This window comes from Mycobacterium sp. (assembly GCF_025965855.1).
Taxonomy (GTDB): domain Bacteria; phylum Actinomycetota; class Actinomycetes; order Mycobacteriales; family Mycobacteriaceae; genus Mycobacterium.
This window is the reverse complement of sequence record NZ_JAOPWB010000206.1, coordinates 1-16,113: the sequence shown is the minus strand read 5'-3', so window position 1 is coordinate 16,113 and position 16,113 is coordinate 1. Positions and strand designations below refer to the sequence as shown.

General features: G+C 63.7%; 16 protein-coding genes and 1 pseudogene. 10 read left to right on the top strand and 7 right to left on the bottom strand.

Annotated features, from left to right (window positions below):
* Positions 1 to 332, top strand: a 332-nt coding sequence (locus JWP83_RS17785; protein WP_297732454.1) for a hypothetical protein, incomplete at its 5' end; no start/stop codon positions are given.
* A 248-nt stretch (positions 333 to 580) separates the two neighbouring features.
* Positions 581 to 727, top strand: a pseudogene (locus JWP83_RS31290) (short-chain dehydrogenase); the annotation flags it as partial.
* A gap of 315 nt (positions 728 to 1,042) precedes the next feature.
* Here JWP83_RS31290 and JWP83_RS17780 read toward each other — a convergent pair.
* The 3 genes from JWP83_RS17780 to JWP83_RS17770 all read right to left on the bottom strand — a co-directional run bounded on the left by JWP83_RS17780 (position 1,043) and on the right by JWP83_RS17770 (position 3,990).
* Positions 1,043 to 2,386: an acetamidase/formamidase family protein gene (locus JWP83_RS17780; RefSeq protein WP_297732452.1), complete on the bottom strand. Its 1,344-nt coding sequence runs from the start codon at positions 2,384 to 2,386 to the stop codon at positions 1,043 to 1,045.
* 356 nt (positions 2,387 to 2,742) lie between these two features.
* Positions 2,743 to 3,585: an oxidoreductase gene (locus JWP83_RS17775; RefSeq protein WP_297732450.1), complete on the bottom strand. Its 843-nt coding sequence runs from the start codon at positions 3,583 to 3,585 to the stop codon at positions 2,743 to 2,745.
* A gap of 27 nt (positions 3,586 to 3,612) precedes the next feature.
* Positions 3,613 to 3,990, bottom strand: a complete 378-nt coding sequence (locus JWP83_RS17770) for a hypothetical protein (RefSeq protein WP_297732447.1) — start codon at positions 3,988 to 3,990, stop codon at positions 3,613 to 3,615.
* A 400-nt stretch (positions 3,991 to 4,390) separates the two neighbouring features.
* On the opposite strand from JWP83_RS17770, the gene JWP83_RS17765 reads away from it, so the two are divergent.
* The 3 genes from JWP83_RS17765 (at position 4,391) to JWP83_RS17755 (ending at position 7,477) form a co-directional block, all read left to right on the top strand.
* The gene (locus JWP83_RS17765) at positions 4,391 to 5,317 is read left to right on the top strand and encodes an SDR family NAD(P)-dependent oxidoreductase (RefSeq protein WP_297732445.1); all 927 of its coding nucleotides are present in this window, start codon (positions 4,391 to 4,393) and stop codon (positions 5,315 to 5,317) included.
* Between the two features lie 698 nt (positions 5,318 to 6,015).
* The gene (locus tag JWP83_RS17760; RefSeq protein WP_297732443.1) at positions 6,016 to 6,501 is read left to right on the top strand and encodes a hypothetical protein; all 486 of its coding nucleotides are present in this window, start codon (positions 6,016 to 6,018) and stop codon (positions 6,499 to 6,501) included.
* Positions 6,502 to 6,838: 337 nt separating this feature from the next.
* Entirely contained in the window at positions 6,839 to 7,477 is a 639-nt protein-coding gene (locus JWP83_RS17755) for a TetR/AcrR family transcriptional regulator (RefSeq protein WP_297732441.1), read from the top strand.
* Between the two features lie 109 nt (positions 7,478 to 7,586).
* Here JWP83_RS17755 and JWP83_RS17750 read toward each other — a convergent pair whose 3' ends face one another.
* Entirely contained in the window at positions 7,587 to 8,441 is an 855-nt protein-coding gene (locus JWP83_RS17750) for a helix-turn-helix transcriptional regulator (RefSeq protein WP_297732439.1), read from the bottom strand.
* 133 nt (positions 8,442 to 8,574) lie between these two features.
* Here JWP83_RS17750 and JWP83_RS17745 point away from each other — a divergent pair, with 133 nt between their 5' ends.
* From JWP83_RS17745 to JWP83_RS17735, 3 genes are all read left to right on the top strand, one after another.
* Positions 8,575 to 9,603, top strand: a complete 1,029-nt coding sequence (locus JWP83_RS17745) for an aldo/keto reductase (protein ID WP_297732437.1) — start codon at positions 8,575 to 8,577, stop codon at positions 9,601 to 9,603.
* 88 nt (positions 9,604 to 9,691) lie between these two features.
* Positions 9,692 to 10,249, top strand: a complete 558-nt coding sequence (locus JWP83_RS17740; protein ID WP_297732435.1) for a nitroreductase/quinone reductase family protein — start codon at positions 9,692 to 9,694, stop codon at positions 10,247 to 10,249.
* A gap of 327 nt (positions 10,250 to 10,576) precedes the next feature.
* Positions 10,577 to 11,032 (top strand): nuclear transport factor 2 family protein, encoded by a 456-nt coding sequence (locus tag JWP83_RS17735; protein ID WP_297732433.1) that lies wholly within the window; start codon positions 10,577 to 10,579, stop codon positions 11,030 to 11,032.
* A 156-nt stretch (positions 11,033 to 11,188) separates the two neighbouring features.
* Here JWP83_RS17735 and JWP83_RS17730 read toward each other — a convergent pair whose 3' ends face one another.
* The 3 genes from JWP83_RS17730 to JWP83_RS17720 all read right to left on the bottom strand — a co-directional run bounded on the left by JWP83_RS17730 (position 11,189) and on the right by JWP83_RS17720 (position 13,569).
* Positions 11,189 to 11,800: a TetR/AcrR family transcriptional regulator gene (locus JWP83_RS17730; protein ID WP_297732431.1), complete on the bottom strand. Its 612-nt coding sequence runs from the start codon at positions 11,798 to 11,800 to the stop codon at positions 11,189 to 11,191.
* Between the two features lie 139 nt (positions 11,801 to 11,939).
* Positions 11,940 to 12,527 (bottom strand): TetR/AcrR family transcriptional regulator, encoded by a 588-nt coding sequence (locus tag JWP83_RS17725; RefSeq protein WP_297732429.1) that lies wholly within the window; start codon positions 12,525 to 12,527, stop codon positions 11,940 to 11,942.
* Between the two features lie 118 nt (positions 12,528 to 12,645).
* Entirely contained in the window at positions 12,646 to 13,569 is a 924-nt protein-coding gene (locus JWP83_RS17720; protein ID WP_297732427.1) for a hypothetical protein, read from the bottom strand.
* A gap of 392 nt (positions 13,570 to 13,961) precedes the next feature.
* Between JWP83_RS17720 and JWP83_RS17715 the strand changes: the two genes are divergently transcribed.
* Together JWP83_RS17715 and JWP83_RS17710 are read left to right on the top strand one after the other, a co-directional pair.
* On the top strand, positions 13,962 to 15,398 hold the full coding sequence (locus JWP83_RS17715; RefSeq protein WP_297732425.1) for a hypothetical protein: 1,437 nt from the start codon (positions 13,962 to 13,964) through the stop codon (positions 15,396 to 15,398).
* Positions 15,395 to 16,113: acyl-CoA reductase (locus JWP83_RS17710; protein WP_297732423.1), on the top strand; the 719-nt coding region annotated here is incomplete at its 3' end. The genes JWP83_RS17715 and JWP83_RS17710, both read left to right, overlap by 4 nt.

Genomic DNA, 16,113 nt, shown 5'->3' with positions numbered 1-16,113 from the left:
ACGCCGACCGTGACGGGCTGGAGGCCTACGTCGCAGCGGTCTCAGCGCCGAGCAAGTTCTCCATCTTCTGGGAAATGGAGCAGGGCACGACGATGCGACTGGCCGGAATCCCGATCGAGTCCAAGTTCTACCTGGTCGGCAACGCCGTCATCGCGCGGGGTTTGTTCCGCTACACCGCCGCCTCCGGTCTCGGAGCGCCGGTACGTATCTGCGTCTCCCAGCGCGACGGTGAAGAAACCCGCATCGACTTGGACCAGGTCAGCGCCTTCTTCTCCAAATTCCCGGAAACCTCGCCCTCAGAGGTTCCCCAGCTGCTCGATGACGAGAGATGATCAAGGTCTTCCAAGATGCCGCGGCCTAGCTCCGATGGACCCGTGTGAAGGACTTCGGGTTCAAACCCAAACAAAGCGCTTCCCCGGACGTTGGCCACGTTCCCCGATCACAACCTCGTCGAATTGTGGTGCCACTCAACGCACCACACCGAACTCCTGAACACACAAACCGAACCCGAGCGACCAATTGAGATGGGGTCTGCAGCAAACGCTCGGCCAACTTACCCGCACGTTGCGTGGGGGGCACTATGCAAGGCTTGAAGTACAAGATTTTCATCATTACGGGGGGCGGCTCGGCGATTGGCGCGGCGACCGTTTCGCGCCTGCTCGCCGAGGGCGCACACGTAGCGGCGGCAGGCACTCGCACCGAGGGGCTCGCGCGAACGCGAGCCGCGCCTAGCTCCTGAATGTGGATGCGACCTTAGCCAAGCTGTCTGGCACCAGAACGACCAAAGCTTCGGGCCCTATCCCCAGCAACCTAGGCATCGTATCCAACCATTGCACAGTTCGAGCGGTGCGGACTATGTCATTCGGGGAGTGGCCTTGCTTGCGCTGCCGCCGGGCTGCACGGATCCAGAGATCGGGTGGCAGGTCACCGGCGGTCTGGGGCCAGGGGTACGGCGCGGAGGCCAGTCAGGTGGTGGCTCATGAGACGTTCGAAACGTCGGGCTAAGCGAGGTTTTCGCGGTCCAAACGGCGCGGGAGACAGATTACTTGAAGTGAGACTTGGAGATCTGTCCGTGCACCCCGACGGTGCGGTCGACCACTTGGGAAACGGAGAAGTCAGCGGCGGCGGCGAGGTAAGCGTATGCGGTGGCGCGATCCATGCCCTTGTCGAACTCGAGAAAGTCCAGGGCATTGACGACCGCCCGACGCATCGCCACATTGAGGTCACTGATCTGCCCGTTGACGCTGCCGTCGGGATCGGACAGCCCAATCGGCACCCAGAGATCGGCGTTCTCGGCGAAGGGGTAGCGGTAGGCCACCGAGGGGGCATCGCCCGATTTTGGCTTGCATACGGTGAGCCGAAACGTTCCGCGCAAGGATCCCTCCAGCGCGGTTAACGCAACTTCACCGTTACCCATCGCCAAGTGGGGGTCACCGGCATAGAACAGCGCGCCTTCGGCGAACACGGGAAGGTAGAACGTGGAACCTACGCCGAGGAGCCTGATATCGATGTTGCCTCCGCCCAGGGTGGGCGGGATGGAGTTAGAGCTCGGCGCTGTTACAGCTGGGTCCTGCGAGAAGGCGACACCCATGATTCCCATGAATGGGTTGAGCGGGAATCGCACCGACGCGTTGCGGTAGCGCATGACACCGAGGCCATCCTCGACGGCGGTGAAGGTAGAGACATTGCCGTATTTCGTCGGATCAGGGTTGGGTCGCCCGTCTTGGCTTACTGGCGGCATGACCTCCCCGATGCTGATTCCCGCCGGCGCGCCCCCGTCCACGGTCCTCGCTAATGCCCCCTTGCCATGCCGGTTCGAGACGACGCCGTAGGGTACTCGCAGCGTCGCCTCCAGCGTTTCGATTTTCAATACGTCTCCTGGTAGCGCGCCCTCAACGAACACTGGTCCGGTGACCACGTGGGGGCCGTCGCTGTCGAAATCGCGTGCCGTGCGGCGGTATTCCGTTGCGATGGCGATGGCGTCTTCGAGGACATCGGATCGGGCGACACCCTTCGACCCGAAGTAGGCGACGGGATTGCGCCCTTGATCCTCGAGGATGCCCTCGTGAGAAACGGCGTCGACGGTGATCGTCTCGGTCGACTTCATTCGGAGCACCGCTGTGGCGTGCACGTTGGGGACGTAGCCCCAGAGCACCTGGTCGGGTGTGGACTGTAGGTAGTGATTGCCCCTGATAGTTCCCTGGCCCGGGTGCAGGACCTTGACGTCACTCGGAATCGAAGCCGCCGAACCGCCTCTGTCACAACCGGCCGCGAGGCCGGCTATGCCGACACCGGCGCCGACTGCCGCGACGGCCCTCACGAAGTCACGTCGGCCAACCCCCTCGACGATGATGTCACGTACGCTCCGCGCAAAGCCCTCGTCCATTGATGGTCTCCAGGATTATCGGTTCGGTGGACCGTATGCAACGGATCTTCACATCCATGTGGATCCAGGTCTAATGCGAATTTGTGATAACCCCAATTCATATTGATGATGGGTAGCCGCAGTGAACCGTTCCCGGGTTTGATGCCGCACTCCATCGCCGCATACTCGACGTCGTCGATGGTCCGCAGCGGGCCGGTCATGAAGCGGCTGCCGCGACCGACGGCCTTGGGCCACTGACACCAAGACCGAGTTGCGCACACTGCAGATGCGCATATCTGCGGCACGCCGTGGGAGGGAACCGAGTAGACGCCCGATCTCGTTCCGGTCTGGACGATGCAGTACCGCAAAGCGGCAACCTAGACATCGCAATCGGGGAAGTCTGTGGAGCGGCTCAAGTCCGCCCAGCGTTCCGCCTCGGCGACCTGTTCGTGTGACTTCGCGATCGCGAAGGTGAGCGCATCGGAGCCGAGCAGCAGTCGCCGCGGCGGGTCGTCGATATCGACCACCTCGATGATCGCGCGGGCAGCCCGGGCAGGGTCTCCGGGTGCGCTGCGGTCGAACCCCGCGCGGCGATAGTTGATCGCCCCGACGGTGGCCTCGTAGTCGGGGCCGACCGGAGCGATGGCCATCGAGGACCCGGCCCAATCGGTGCGGAAGGCACCCGGTTCGACGATGGTGACCTCGATTCCCAGGGGAGCCACCTCGGCGGCGAGTGCCTCGGAGAACCCGGCAACGGCGAACTTCGACGCTTGGTATGCGGCGATTCCCGGGGAGCCGCCGACGCGGCCGCCGATCGACGAGATCTGCACGATGTGCCCCGCCCGTTGCCGGTGCATCACGGGGAGAACGGCTTTCGTGACGTTCACGACTCCGAAGAAGTTGGCTTCAACCTGGGCCCGGAAGTCTTCGTCGGAGACCTCCTCGACGGGTGCGGAATCTGCGTAGCCGGCATTGTTGACCACAACGTCGATCCGGCCGAAGGTGCTGAGGGCGACGTCGACGGCATCTCGCGCCGCGGCTCGGTCGATGACGTCGAGGCGAGCTGTCCTGATCAGCCCGCCGTATTGGTTGACCAGATCGTCGAGTTGTTCGGGCCGGCGCGCGGTCGCGACGACCTGATCGCCGGATTCGAGCACAGCGGCCGTCAGCGCTCGGCCGAGCCCGCGCGAGCTTCCGGTGATCAACCAGGTTCGAGCCATTCGTACTTCCTCTCCTATCCAAGCCGATTAGCCAGACCCTCTGGTGAAACCGCCGAGATGTGAGGGTAGGACGGTTATGGGAACGTGTGTGCCCACCGATTTATGCAATATCGCCAGAATCTCCTCGGTCGGTGTTCCGTAGATGCGGATGGCGGTCGTGGCCTCCAAGGTGTCTCGGTAGGACTCATCCACACCAGCCAGCACCTGCAGGTGATGCTCGAAAGATGCGGCGTCGGGGTGAATCTGCACATACTCCACCTCGGTTCCGTCTGCATTGAGGAACTCGTGGAACGCGATCAGGCGGGGCTCGTGGCATTCGATGAACTCGGCCCACGCTGGAGCGCGCCGACGCTCGTCGGCCAGCCGACCTGGCCGCACCTTGTTCGCGGCGACGAAGATGAACATTTCCCCTAGATCCCGGATAGGACAGGCGCCGAGTCTGTACAGTCGCGAGGCGCTCTTTCACCCTGCCACAGCTCAGGCGCCTCAGGTCGAGGCCGCCATGGCAAGCAGACCCTGGCGCTGCTCGCGGCTCTAAAGACGGCATGCGCCAGCGTCAACGACCTGGGCGGGTGGCCGCCGAGTTGCTCCAAACCCACCCGGATTACGCGATCATTACCAGCTTCCCCAGCTTGGCGGGGCGGTCCAGGCTCGTCGCACGAGAGACTCGGGATTGGCGGTCCTGTGGTGCATACAGTAGATCTGGGTTCAGTAAACTGCAATACTGCAGTTATATGAAGCGTAGGCGGGACAGGCGGATCGCAACCGGGCAGGTCCGTATGGCGGCAGCCGAGGAAAGGCGCAGATGACAAACACCGTCGATGAAGTACTCTCCGGAGTGGATCTAAGGGAAAAGATCTGCGTGATTACCGGCGCGACAAGCGGTTTGGGCCTAATGACTGCGCGGGGGCTCGCGTCGGCGGGCGCCACCGTTGTCATAGCGGGGCGCGACCCGCAGCGCCTTCGGTCCGCCGTCGAAGCTCTCACCGCCGAGACACCCAACGCCGCGGTCGAGACGGTCGAGCTGGAGCTGGACAGCCTGGTGACCGTGCGTCGGGCGGGGGCGGAGATCAAAGACAGGTTCGCGCGGGTGGACGTCCTGATCAACAACGCGGGTGTGATGTTCACGCCGTTCCAACGGACAACGGACGGATTTGAGCTTCAACTGGGCGTCAATCACCTAGGTCACTTCGAGCTGACGCGGGCCCTGATACCGCTGCTGCTCAACGCGGGATCCGCGCGCGTCGTCAATCTCAGTTCTGACGCCCACCTGGTTTTCGACATCGATCTCGAGGATCCCAACTGGGAGCAACGGCCATACGACAAGTTCCAGGCCTATGGTGCGGCCAAGACAGCCAACGTTCTGTTCACGGTGGCGCTGGATGAGCGGTATCGCGGGAGCGGTGTCAGAAGTTTCGCCGTTCATCCTGGCACCGTCGCTACCTCGCTGTCCCGTTACATGTCACGGGGCGACATGAAGGCGATGATGGGAATGGGTTCAGCTGACAGCGACCCGTCGGCCCCGCGTCCCATGCTCGAGGTCATCCCGGTGGAGCAAGGCGCGGCAACGTCGGTGTGGGCTGCGGTGTCTGATGAGCTCGCCGGCCGGGGAGCTGTCTATCTCGCCGGCTGTGCGATCAGCGATAACGCGAAGCCCTACGCAATGGATCCGCAACGCGCCGAGCGGCTTTGGGCAATTTCGGAACAGCTCTGCCCATCAGATCGTCCCTAAAACCGGATCCTTCGAGCAGCCGGAAGCTGCGGGCCGTCAGAGCAGTTGCAGGGTGTCCCTCTCACCGGCCATAACCGGACGTTGGCTCAGCTGGCGACGAAAGACTCGTGCAGCGCCCGGCGGTGGATCTTGTCGCTGGCATTACGGCAGCGGGGCGCCACCGGCACCGCCGGCACCGCTGGTGGGTCGCCGAAGATCGTCAGACTTTCGGGGAGCGGATCAGAACATGCGGCGCCCATTCATCGCTCCCACATCGACTAGACAGCTGTCGATGTTTGCGTTGAACGGTCATCACGGCGGCGGGTAGGCGGCGCGGCCCTGTCTACGCACCTGCCCTGATATCCGCAGGGCGTAAGGAACTTTCGTCAACTGCTTGTATAGTCGAATCCAGCTATCTAAGGTAGACGAGTGTCTAAGCCCGGGCTGGCTGCGAATCACCGGCAGCGCCGTGCGGTAGTCGTTGGCTACCGTCGCGAGGGTGGGTGTGCCCGGTGCCGGATGATGGCTGTCGGGCAGATAAGTTCGGTGGGACGACTGCTGCCGAGCCCGAACGCCAATGCCGTTGAAACCGTTGCCAAGAATCGATGGGATTACACATGGCTCGTCAAGCTCGCCGATCAAAGCAGACTACGCGCGACACGGTCGCGCAGAGTCGCTCCCAAGCCGCAACCGGCACGCTCTTCAGGTACGAGCTGAATGTGATCGCGGCGAGCGTGGCCGACGTCGTTCAGTCGGCTGGAGGATGGTTGTTCGACACGCGAATGGCGGGCTGGGACGTCAATATTCTGTTGCCGGACAAGGACGACGAACGAGCGCTTCGGATCCTGGGGGCCACGACCGTCGATCTTCACGCTGGGCTTGCGTGCTTTCGGCGGGGACCTGAGCGCGCCCCGGCACTCGCAGCCGCCACGGATCTGCTGGCGAGAGATGAGCGCATTCGAAAGGAAGTTCAAGAAGCAATTCGATCGGGTCTGACCCAAGTCGCACTCTGGGGTGACAGACGGCCCGCCAACCTCGGGGCACAGGTCGCCTCCACCGAGTACCCGCTGAGTGCTGCTGCCCGGGTATTCAAGGGCCATGCCCTGGTCGCAGCCGGCCTCGTCGATATGGAGGTCGGAGAGACCGAAACGCTTTATCGCGGCGGGTACCAGCCACTGGATTCCGACGTGATTCAGGTCGGGTGATGGGCAGCCTTCTCCCGCGAAAGTGTTGGGGTCGTTGGAAGTTGTGATCGGCGAAGGCAATCGCGTTGCCCTGCAGGGCATCACGACGAGCCCGGTTCCGCTGTCGCCGGCCAGGTCGGCCGCCTCGGAGAATCGTGCCGGCCACTGGCTTTCCGTTCATCCACGGCTCAGTGTGCATTGGACACCTGTCCGATCTTTTGCCCAGATACAGCCTATTGTCGGAAATATCATCAGGCCCGGTTTGTCACTTGCGCTGTCTCGGCTCCGAATAATGCTACTGCGCTTGAGTTTACGAGAATCGTTGCCCCGCCAGGTTAGGCTCGGTTAGGCTCGACACATGTCCAGCCGGAAAGTGGCGAAGGCCGTCGAGGAAGGCGACGGCAGAAAGCCACGCCAAGAAGACACTTACCATCGGGTGCTCGATGCGGCGGTCGCAATGCTGCGAGAAACGAAATACTCCGATCTGACCGTGCGCGCTATCGCAGGGTGCGCACAAGTGTCGCCTGCCACGGCGTACAACTACTTCAAATCCAAGAACGGTCTCATCGCGGAGGTGTATCTGCGGCTCGTGCGCACGGTGCCGATGTTCGTCGACGTCAATCAGACCAGGCACCAACGGATCACCCAGGAAATTCACGCGCTTGCGATGCTCGGGGCCTATGAACCGGAAGTCGCTGCCGCCACCACTACGGCGCTGATGGGTGACGAGGATGAGCTCAAGCCGCTGCGCGAAGAAATCGGCATTGAGGTCCGCCGGCGCCTCGGCGCCGCACTCGGTCCCGGAGTGCAGGCCAACGTGCTATCCACGCTGGAGTTCGTCTTCTACGGCGCCATGGTGCGAGCGGGAACAGGAACGTTGAGTTACGACGCGGTCGCCAAACACCTGGACGGTGTCATCGAGCTGGTCTTGCAGACCCCCGACCTCCCGGGCCCGCCCCGCATACCGCGTAGGCGCTCCGCGCAGTCGCGGGCATAGCACATTGCCCTGTCGCTCTAACCTTGCACGCGGCCTCGGCAACCAGACGGCCTACTTGATCCAGGATCGCCTGATCGTCGCAGTCGTTACTTGTCGCACCGCGCCGTGTTCAACCGCCCACCACGGCAGGTTGCGCCCAGCTCGCCAAGACTTTCAGCCGTTCTTCTGACACTGATCCCGGTTGCACGGTGGACACCCACAGCGTTTGTTCGGGATCATCGGTCGGGGTGAATGCCTCGTATCCCAGTTCCAGGTCACCGACCAGGCCGTGGTGGCAGAACCTCACGCCGTACGTGTGCTGATCCACGTCGTGGTCGGCCCACCAGCGACGGAAGTCGGGATCCTGCACGGACAGCTCGCCCACAAGTTCAGCCAGCGCCGGGTCATGGGGGTAGCGGCCGGCGTAGAGGCGCAGGTTGGCGACGATGCCTTGGGCTGTTGCGCGCCAGTCGGTGCAGAGCGAGCGCACATGGTCGTGCAGAAAAATCAGGCGGGCCATGTTGCGGAAATGCGGGGGCAACGCGTCGAAGTCTGTGAATAGAGCTCGGGCCATCGGGTTTGCGGCCAACACGTCCAAGCGTCGGCCCAAAACCAGGGCAGGCACGTCGGTGATGCTGTCCACTACCAGCCGCAGGCCCGGGCGGACGTGTTGCCGAGGGAGGGGGCGTGGGCGTGCGCGGCTCGGTTTGGCAAGGGTGAAGAGGTGGGTGCGTTCCAGCTCGTTGAGCTGCAGGGCGCGGGCGACGGCGTCGAGCACCGACTCGGACACGTTGGCAGTGCGGCCGCGTTCCAAACGGACGTAATAGTCCACGCTGACATCCGCCAACTGGGCCACCTCCTCACGGCGCAGCCCTGGGACGCGGCGCGCGCCGGGACGCAACGGGAGACCGGCGGCGGCCGGGGTCACCCTGGCGCGGCGAGAGCGCAGGAACTCCCGTAGCTCGACATTCGGTCGCCCGTTCATCAGACCAGCTTAGAGCCGCGCCATCTCCAAGTGCAGCAGTGACAGGGGTTCTGCCGGACCCCCGGTGCGGGCGGTCCTCCCGCATCGGGCGGATCCGTGCTGAGCTGGTTTTCGACGGAAAGGACCATTCCTTATGCAACGCAGGATTCTCGGCGGTACCGGCATCTCGGTGAGTGAGTTCGCGCTGGGCGCGATGAATTTCGGTGCCATGGGCAATGCAGATCACGACGAATCGGTGCGCATGATCCACACCGCCCTCGACGCGGGCATCAACCTGATAGACACCGCCGACGTGTACTCGCTCGGCGAATCGGAGGTCATCGTCGGCAAGGCGCTGTGCGGCCGGCGGGACGACGTGGTGCTCGCGACGAAGTTCGGGCTGCCCATGAACGAGGGGCCAGACCAGCGTGGGGCCTCGCCGCGGTGGATCCGGCGGGCTGTGGAGGGCAGCCTCGACAGGCTTGATACCGACCACATCGACCACTACCAGTTGCACCGGCCCGACCCCGCCACCGATATCGACGAGACACTCGCCGCGCTGTCCGACCTCGTGCGTGAGGGTAAAGTGCGGGCTATCGGCACCTCGTCCTTCGCGCCGGAGGAGATCGTCGAGGCACAGTGGACCGCCGAGCGCCGCGGCCACCACCGGTTCCGAACCGAGCAGCCCCCCTACTCAATCCTCGTACGTGGCGTTGAGAACCGTGTGCTACCGACGGCCCAGCGTTACGGCATGGGCGTGCTCACGTTCGCGCCGCTGAACTCCGGCTGGCTCTCTGGGCGCGCCGATCCCACCGCAACCCCTCGCAACGCCGGGCTGGGCGCGAGAATGTTTGACCTCGAGCAACCGGGTGTGCGAGCCAAGGCCACCGCGGTCGAGCAGCTCAGCAAGCTCGCTGACGAGGCCGGGCTGCCACTCGCACACCTAGCTGTCGCGTTCGTCCGCGCCCACCCGGCGGTCACCTCGGTGCTGATCGGCCCGCGGCGCCCCGATCAGCTGGACGACCTGCTGGCCGGGGCCGACGTACGCCTGGGCGGCGACGTGCTCGACCGCATTGACGAGATCGTGCCGCCCGGAGTTAACGTGCACGCTGGCGACCTCTATGTCGATCCGCCACTTCCAATCCAAAACAAAACGCTGCGCCGCCGCTCGGATGCCGCCTGAAGCAAGGCATTCCAGAACGTGTCACGTATCTGTGATCTCTTGCGGCAGACCAGCGGACACTGTGGAGTACACAAGTGACGAGGAGTCGATGAGCACACCTGACCGGGATCCCAGTGCGACGCGGTACCCCCAGCAGGAGCGTGGTATTGCTGCGGAGCAGGACTCCCTTGCCGGCCCAGGCGACACGGCCTCCGCCGGGTACGACTACGACGCCGTCGCCCACGCCCTCGCCATCGGCGAGGACTCCACTGCGGCCGAGCGCACGATCGACATCACGACACTGGGCGCACGCAGCGGCATCCCGCGCCGCATCGAGGTCTGGTTCCACCGCGTCGACGGTCGCTGGTACCTGACCGGCATGCCCCGACCCCGCAGCTGGTACGCGAACCTGCGCGCCCATCCGCGGTTCACCGTGCATCTGAAGCACGGGGCCACTGCCGACCTGCCCGCGACCGCGGTGCCGGTCGACGAGCCGACACGGCGGCGGGTGATCACCGCGGTCCTCGACCTGCATAAGCGACCCGACATCGCGGCGCGGGTCAGCCGGCGCCTGGTCCTCGACGACTGGCTCGCTCGCAGCCCGCTGGTCGAGATCGTGTTCGACGACGAGCGGTTGCGGGCGTCGTCCTCGGGGCGGTCCGGATAGCCCGACCGAGTCGAGCGAGGCCAGCAGGAGTTGAGGCGCAGATGTCGTGGCGCGGCTTTGCGCGGCGGTTTGCGGGGCTGCGCGACACGGATGCTGCACTGGGCGCTCGGCGCAATTCATTGGCGGCGACTGCGCGGCCCACTGATACTGCAACAGCGCTGAAGGGGCGGGGAGCTGTTGCGCAGGAACGTGTCTCGCGGCAAACCAGCAATGATTGAGGCAACGCGGGCGAGCTCGAGAACATGTGACGCGCATCGACTGGTGACTACTGTGAGTAACAGCACGGTCCAAAATTGTCTGCTGTGAATCATTCCGAGGAGGTGGCGAGTGATTGAGAATATGGGCGACTTCCGTGCTCTGGATCCGTTCTTTCGGATCATCGAGCAAGGCCTTGCCGGACTCGTTGACGGCGACCACTTCTTCGACCTGCTGGCCGACGACGTGGTCTTCGACTTCATCATCACGGTTCCGAACTACCCGCGCCACATCGTCGGCCGCGACAGCCTCATCGAGCTCTACCGCGGCTACGGCTCCACGCTCTTCCTCGACCGCTGCTACGACCTGCGTGTCCACCGGTCGCCGTCGACGGCGTCGGTGGTGCTCGAATATTCCTCCGAGGGAAGGGTCGTGGCCACCGGGCAGCCGTACAGCACCCGATACATCTCCGTGGTCGTCATCAAGGACCGCAAGGTCTCCGCGTGGCGCGACTATCTCGACCCACTGCGGGTCTTCGCCGCCCTCGAGGGACGCCCCTTCGAATCGGACGTCCCAGAAGTGAGGTGACGACCAACAGGCGACGTTTTCGCGGCGATCCGCTCCCAACGCCGCTCCACGGACGGCTACGGCGTCGCTACGCTAAAGCGCTTGTCCAACAAGCACCCGAGCTGGCGGTGACACACCATCGCCAGCTCACGACACCCTTTCGTCAGACCAACAATGCTACGAGCGGCGTCGGCGTTTCGCGGTCCCCGAACCGACGTCGACGGTCAGCAGGTCGGTCAACGCGCGGGCGACATTATGCAGGCTGGTGTTGAGGGGGTAAGTCCGGTCCGCGGTCCAGTTGCCGATTCCACCGGATAGTGCGGCAACGATGATGTCTGCCAGCGTCTGAGGGTCGTGGCGTGTGGTTACCTCTCCGCGCGCAACGCCTTCCTTCACGAGATCGACGAAAGTGTCGTGCAATCCGAAGCCACGGTGGGCGCCCTGGCCGGAGGTGGCCATCATCTCGCCGATGATCTCGCGATAGGTATCGCTGGACTTGATCAGCACCGCGGCGATGTCGTCAAAGACCCCGACTATGCGCGCAGGGATCGACTCGTCGGCCCGAGCGAAAACGACGTGGTGAAGATTGGCCAGCCGCCGCTTCGCCAACGCCGCAACCATCGCCTGGCGAGTGGGGAAGTGGTTGAAGAATGTTCGGTTGGCTACATCGGCGTGCTCGCAGATATCCTCGATCGTCGTTGCGGACATACCCTGGCGCAGGAACAGGTCGAACGCAGCCTCCAGGATGCGATCGCTGATTTCGCGCTTGCGGCGGTCGATTCTGTTCACGACATGCGAGTATACGACGATCTATGCAGCCCTGTGCGGTGATGCAGGCCGGTGTACGCGGTCGTGGAGCCCACCATGGGTGCGCGAAGCGTGACGCGGCATATCCGACCGCCGCCGGGCACCGAAGGTGAGCCAAGGATCACGGCTGGGGCACCGCGGCGGTCAGTAGATCAGCCAATGCGACCCCGAGGTTGTGCAGGTTTGTCGTCAGCGAATACGTGGCGTCGACGCGCCAGTTGACGAGGGCGCCGGCGAGCGCGCCGACGATGATGTCGGCGATGATGTCCGGATCGTGCCGAATGTGAACTTCCCCGCGGACCACGCCCTCTTTGACCAGCTCGACGAACGTTTGATGGAAACGAGAGCCGCGCCGACTGCCGTAATCGGCTGCCGACATCATTTCTCCGATCAGCTCACGGTAGGTCTCTCCGGCCGTCGCGAGGGTCGCGGCGATGTCATCGAGAACCCCAGTCAGCCGCGTGGGGATAGCTCGATCGGAACGCTCGAACACGGTGTCGTGCAGATTGACCAGCCGGCGTTCAGCAAGGGCTCCCACCATGTCTCGCCGGGAGGAAAAGTGATTGAAGAACGTGCGGTTGGCGACATCGGCGTGTGCGCAGACGTCTTCGATCGTGGTGTCGGCAACACCCTGGCGAAGGAACAACTCGAACGCTGCGCGCAAGATCCGCTCCCGGACTTCCTGCTTGCGGCGTTCGGTCCGGTTCATCCGGACACCCTCGTGTGCATATCTGCACTGGCATACATAGATGCATTCTAGTGCACATATGCACCGGATGAGTGGGGGGCGCGTTGGTGGGGTTTCGCACGCGATCGACTGCGGACGGCTAGTTCGCTACGTCGGCGGCGATGTCGGCGATACGGGTAGCCGCGTTCTGGAAGACCAAGAACAGGTGCGGTAGCGGGTCAGCGAGGATCTCGGTATCCACGGAGGCGCCCCACGAGCGAAGCCGATCCGCCGCTGCCCGGATCCGAGCGGGCGGGGCGATGGCATCCCCCACAGAGCCGATCAGCACGACCTTTCGTTCCCGCCAATCGTGCTGCCGGACAACCCGATCCGTCATCAGCGCCAGAACAACGCTGATGTGTTCGGGGCACTGGTAGCGGGCCAAGGAGCGGTCCTCTGTCAGGCGCTGTGAAGCGCCCGCGAAGTGATCGGAGGTTTTACCGGTAGGCACCACGCGCTGCCCAAGGACCGCTGACAAACTCACCGGCTCAGGGGACTGGCCCAGCGACGTCGCGCGGGCCGCCCCCACCATGGCTGCGATGCCGGGTATCGGCGCTCCGCAGATCAGGAAACGCCCGCACCGTACGGCGAGCGAAGGGTCCATCCGCGCAATGTCTGTGAATCCCGCAGAGTGCGAAAGGACATCCAGCCGCGCTGAGCGCGGCCGCCAACGGGCGACCATGGTGTTGACTGCCGCCGCTCGGACTGCGGTGTTGGCCCGGCTGATCAGCGCCCGCGATGGCGTCGCCGATCCCAGTAATCCGACCGGGGTATGTCCCGGCATGTCGAAACCGACTACTCGTATCCCTCTGGCGGCGCAGATCTCGGCCAGCAGCGCGTACACCGCGCCGGAAAAGCCGCCGCCGGCCATGCAGAGCACGGTGGGAAGCCGGGTGCTGCGAGCGGCCATGCTGATGTGCTGATACTCGACGATGGGTAGCCCGGCCGCGGTTTCGGTGATGATGCGAGCGTTGGCGTCGATGGGTGTAATACGGTCTGCTGCTGGTAGCTCAACGTGTGTCATCGGTGAGGTACCAGTTCCTTCGGCGCCCAGGGCGCATACGGGCGTGCGGATGTGCCTGGATGCAGATGACTGTAAAGGATAGCCGTCGGATGGGGACATGTTGGGCAACAGGTCGTTTCGTCGTTTGGGTGCCACGTCGGCTCACAGACATACGGGCGCGCGTGACATCAAGAGCGACAACAGGATTCGCCATGAACTGAACTGCCATACATTAACCTGCCCTAGGCGCCCACCCCTCGATGTCACCAAACGGCGGCGCGGGAGTGCGCACCGGTGCAACGACGTCGCTGCATTCGACTGCATACTTGCGGTTAGCTGCAAAGGGTCGTAGGGTCGAAGTGGTGTGAGGCACGACACGTGGTCGGCCCGCCATGTCGATGATGGGAACGCGGATGAGCACGACAGAGCAGTCAACGCGGTCGGTTGAGACGTTCATGGACGACCCGATCAACTTCTTCGGGCAGTCCTACACGCAGATGCACAGCATCGCGCGCGGCGAGCTGGAAGAACTGCAGCGGCAAGCGATGAAGCGCCGCTTCGGTCAACACCGTGAGAGCATCGCGATAGTGTGCAAGCTGGCCAACCGATTGGGCGTCGCCGAGGTCAACGAGTTCAACGACATCGTCCCGCTTCTGCTGCCGCACACCGCGTACAAGTCCTACCCCGCAGCGCTCATCGACAAAAAGCGGTTCGACTTACTGACCAAATGGCTGGACAACCTCACCAGCTACGACTTGTCGCGGGTGGACACCGAGGGCTGCAGCGGCATCGACGACTGGATCGAGCGCCTCGACGAGCAGACCCCGCTGGAGGTAATCACTTCGAGCGGGACGACCGGCACCCTGTCGATCATCCCGAAAGACAAGCACGGTGCGCGCGAGGGCATGGTGCTGTGGAAGATTTGCTTGTTTCAGAGCTTCGGCACAGAACCCACCGAGCGAGAACTCAATCCGAGCGTTGAAGTCATCTGGCCCAATTACGCCAGCGGCAAGCTGGGCCACCTGCGCATCGCCAACATGATCCGGCGGGGTTTCACCGGGGGCGACGAGTCCAAGTTCCACGCCCTGTATCCGGGCGCGATCGACACGGATTTGATGTTTCTGGCCTCCAAGATGCGCGCTGCAGCGTCGCGCGGCGAACTGGACCGCCTGGTGATCGATCCGGCCCTGGCGACGCGGAAAGACGAGTTCATCGCGATGCAGGCGCGCCAGCCGGAGGATCTGGATCGGTTCTTTACGAACATCACCGAAAAGCTGCGGGGCAAGCAAGTATTCATGATCGGTACCTACAACCTGATGCACGAGGTCGCCAGGGCCGGCCTTGACCGCGGTATCAAGGAGGTGTTCGCCAAGGATTCGGCGATCCTCACCGGCGGCGGATTGAAAGGGTTCGTCCTGCCTGACAACTACATGGACGTCATCTCCGAATTCCTCGGCGTCGACCGCATCCAGGAAGGTTACGGTTTTTCCGAACAGAGCGCCTTCCACTGGGGATGCACCGAGGGTCGGTACCACGTACAGCCGTGGGTGATCCCGTTCGTGCTGGACCCCGACACCAGCGAGCCGCTGCCACGCAAGGGCAAGCAGACCGGCCGCGCAGCCGTCTATGACTTCTTGCTGAAAGCGCACTGGGGCGGCGCGATATCCGGTGACGAGGTCACCATCGACTGGGACCTGCAATGCCCGTGCGGACAGACCAGCATCGCGTTCGAGCACGCGATTATGCGTTACAGCGAAAAGCAAGGTATCGATGACGATCGAATCACCTGCGCTGCAACGCATGAGGTGCACAACGAGGCGATCAACTTCATGAAAGGTGTCGACCTGTGAGCGCCGCCTACACGGTCCCCTTGTTTCTCCGGGGGCAGGTCATCGCCGATGATCTCGTCTCATTCGGGACGCGCAGCGGCCAGTACCAATTCCGGGCGCCCGACATGGCCAAGTACGTCGAGCAGTTGCCGCTGAAAAGTCCCGCCGAGCTGACCGACCTCTACGCGCTGTCCTTCGACGAGATCCTCGATGTCCTCGAGGCTTTGGGTGATGCGCTGGATTTCGAGTCCAACACCCACCTGCAGGAGGCTTACGAAGCGTCGCTGGTGGCCAACGTGTTGCCCGCAGAGATGCTCAGGAACAGCTATCAGGTGCTGCGCCCGCTGTTCACCCGCGAGAATGTTCGCGAGGTCGCCGACAGCCAGGTAGGGCTCAATTACCTAAACGGATGGGTCCCGCACAAACTGCTCGACGGCCGCGAGCTGCGAGTGCGGGCCTTCGGTTCACGGGTTCTGCACATCCCGGCCGGCAACGGTGGCCTCGTGTCGGCGGTCACCATTCTGCGCTCGGTGATCACCCGCTCCGACGTCATCATCAAAGCACCGTCGAACGACCCGCTCACGGCGATTGCCATCGCGCGCACCCTCGCCGACGTGGCGCCCGATCACCCGATCACTCGGCATCTGGCGGTGGGTTACTGGAAGGGCGGTGACCTCGCCGTCGAGGAGGTCCTCTACCAGCCTCAACACGTCGAAAAGATCGTCGCGTGGGGCGG

Coding starts and splice junctions, on each gene's coding strand:
- JWP83_RS17750 (WP_297732439.1), bottom strand. CDS start 8,441: ATGAACGGGCGACCGAATGTCGAGCTACGGGAGTTCCTGCGCTCTCGC.
- JWP83_RS17745 (WP_297732437.1), top strand. CDS start 8,575: ATGCAACGCAGGATTCTCGGCGGTACCGGCATCTCGGTGAGTGAGTTC.
- JWP83_RS17780 (WP_297732452.1), bottom strand. CDS start 2,386: ATGGACGAGGGCTTTGCGCGGAGCGTACGTGACATCATCGTCGAGGGG.
- JWP83_RS17770 (WP_297732447.1), bottom strand. CDS start 3,990: ATGTTCATCTTCGTCGCCGCGAACAAGGTGCGGCCAGGTCGGCTGGCC.
- JWP83_RS17725 (WP_297732429.1), bottom strand. CDS start 12,527: ATGAACCGGACCGAACGCCGCAAGCAGGAAGTCCGGGAGCGGATCTTG.
- JWP83_RS17765 (WP_297732445.1), top strand. CDS start 4,391: ATGACAAACACCGTCGATGAAGTACTCTCCGGAGTGGATCTAAGGGAA.
- JWP83_RS17715 (WP_297732425.1), top strand. CDS start 13,962: ATGAGCACGACAGAGCAGTCAACGCGGTCGGTTGAGACGTTCATGGAC.
- JWP83_RS17755 (WP_297732441.1), top strand. CDS start 6,839: ATGTCCAGCCGGAAAGTGGCGAAGGCCGTCGAGGAAGGCGACGGCAGA.
- JWP83_RS17720 (WP_297732427.1), bottom strand. CDS start 13,569: ATGACACACGTTGAGCTACCAGCAGCAGACCGTATTACACCCATCGAC.
- JWP83_RS17775 (WP_297732450.1), bottom strand. CDS start 3,585: ATGGCTCGAACCTGGTTGATCACCGGAAGCTCGCGCGGGCTCGGCCGA.
- JWP83_RS17740 (WP_297732435.1), top strand. CDS start 9,692: ATGAGCACACCTGACCGGGATCCCAGTGCGACGCGGTACCCCCAGCAG.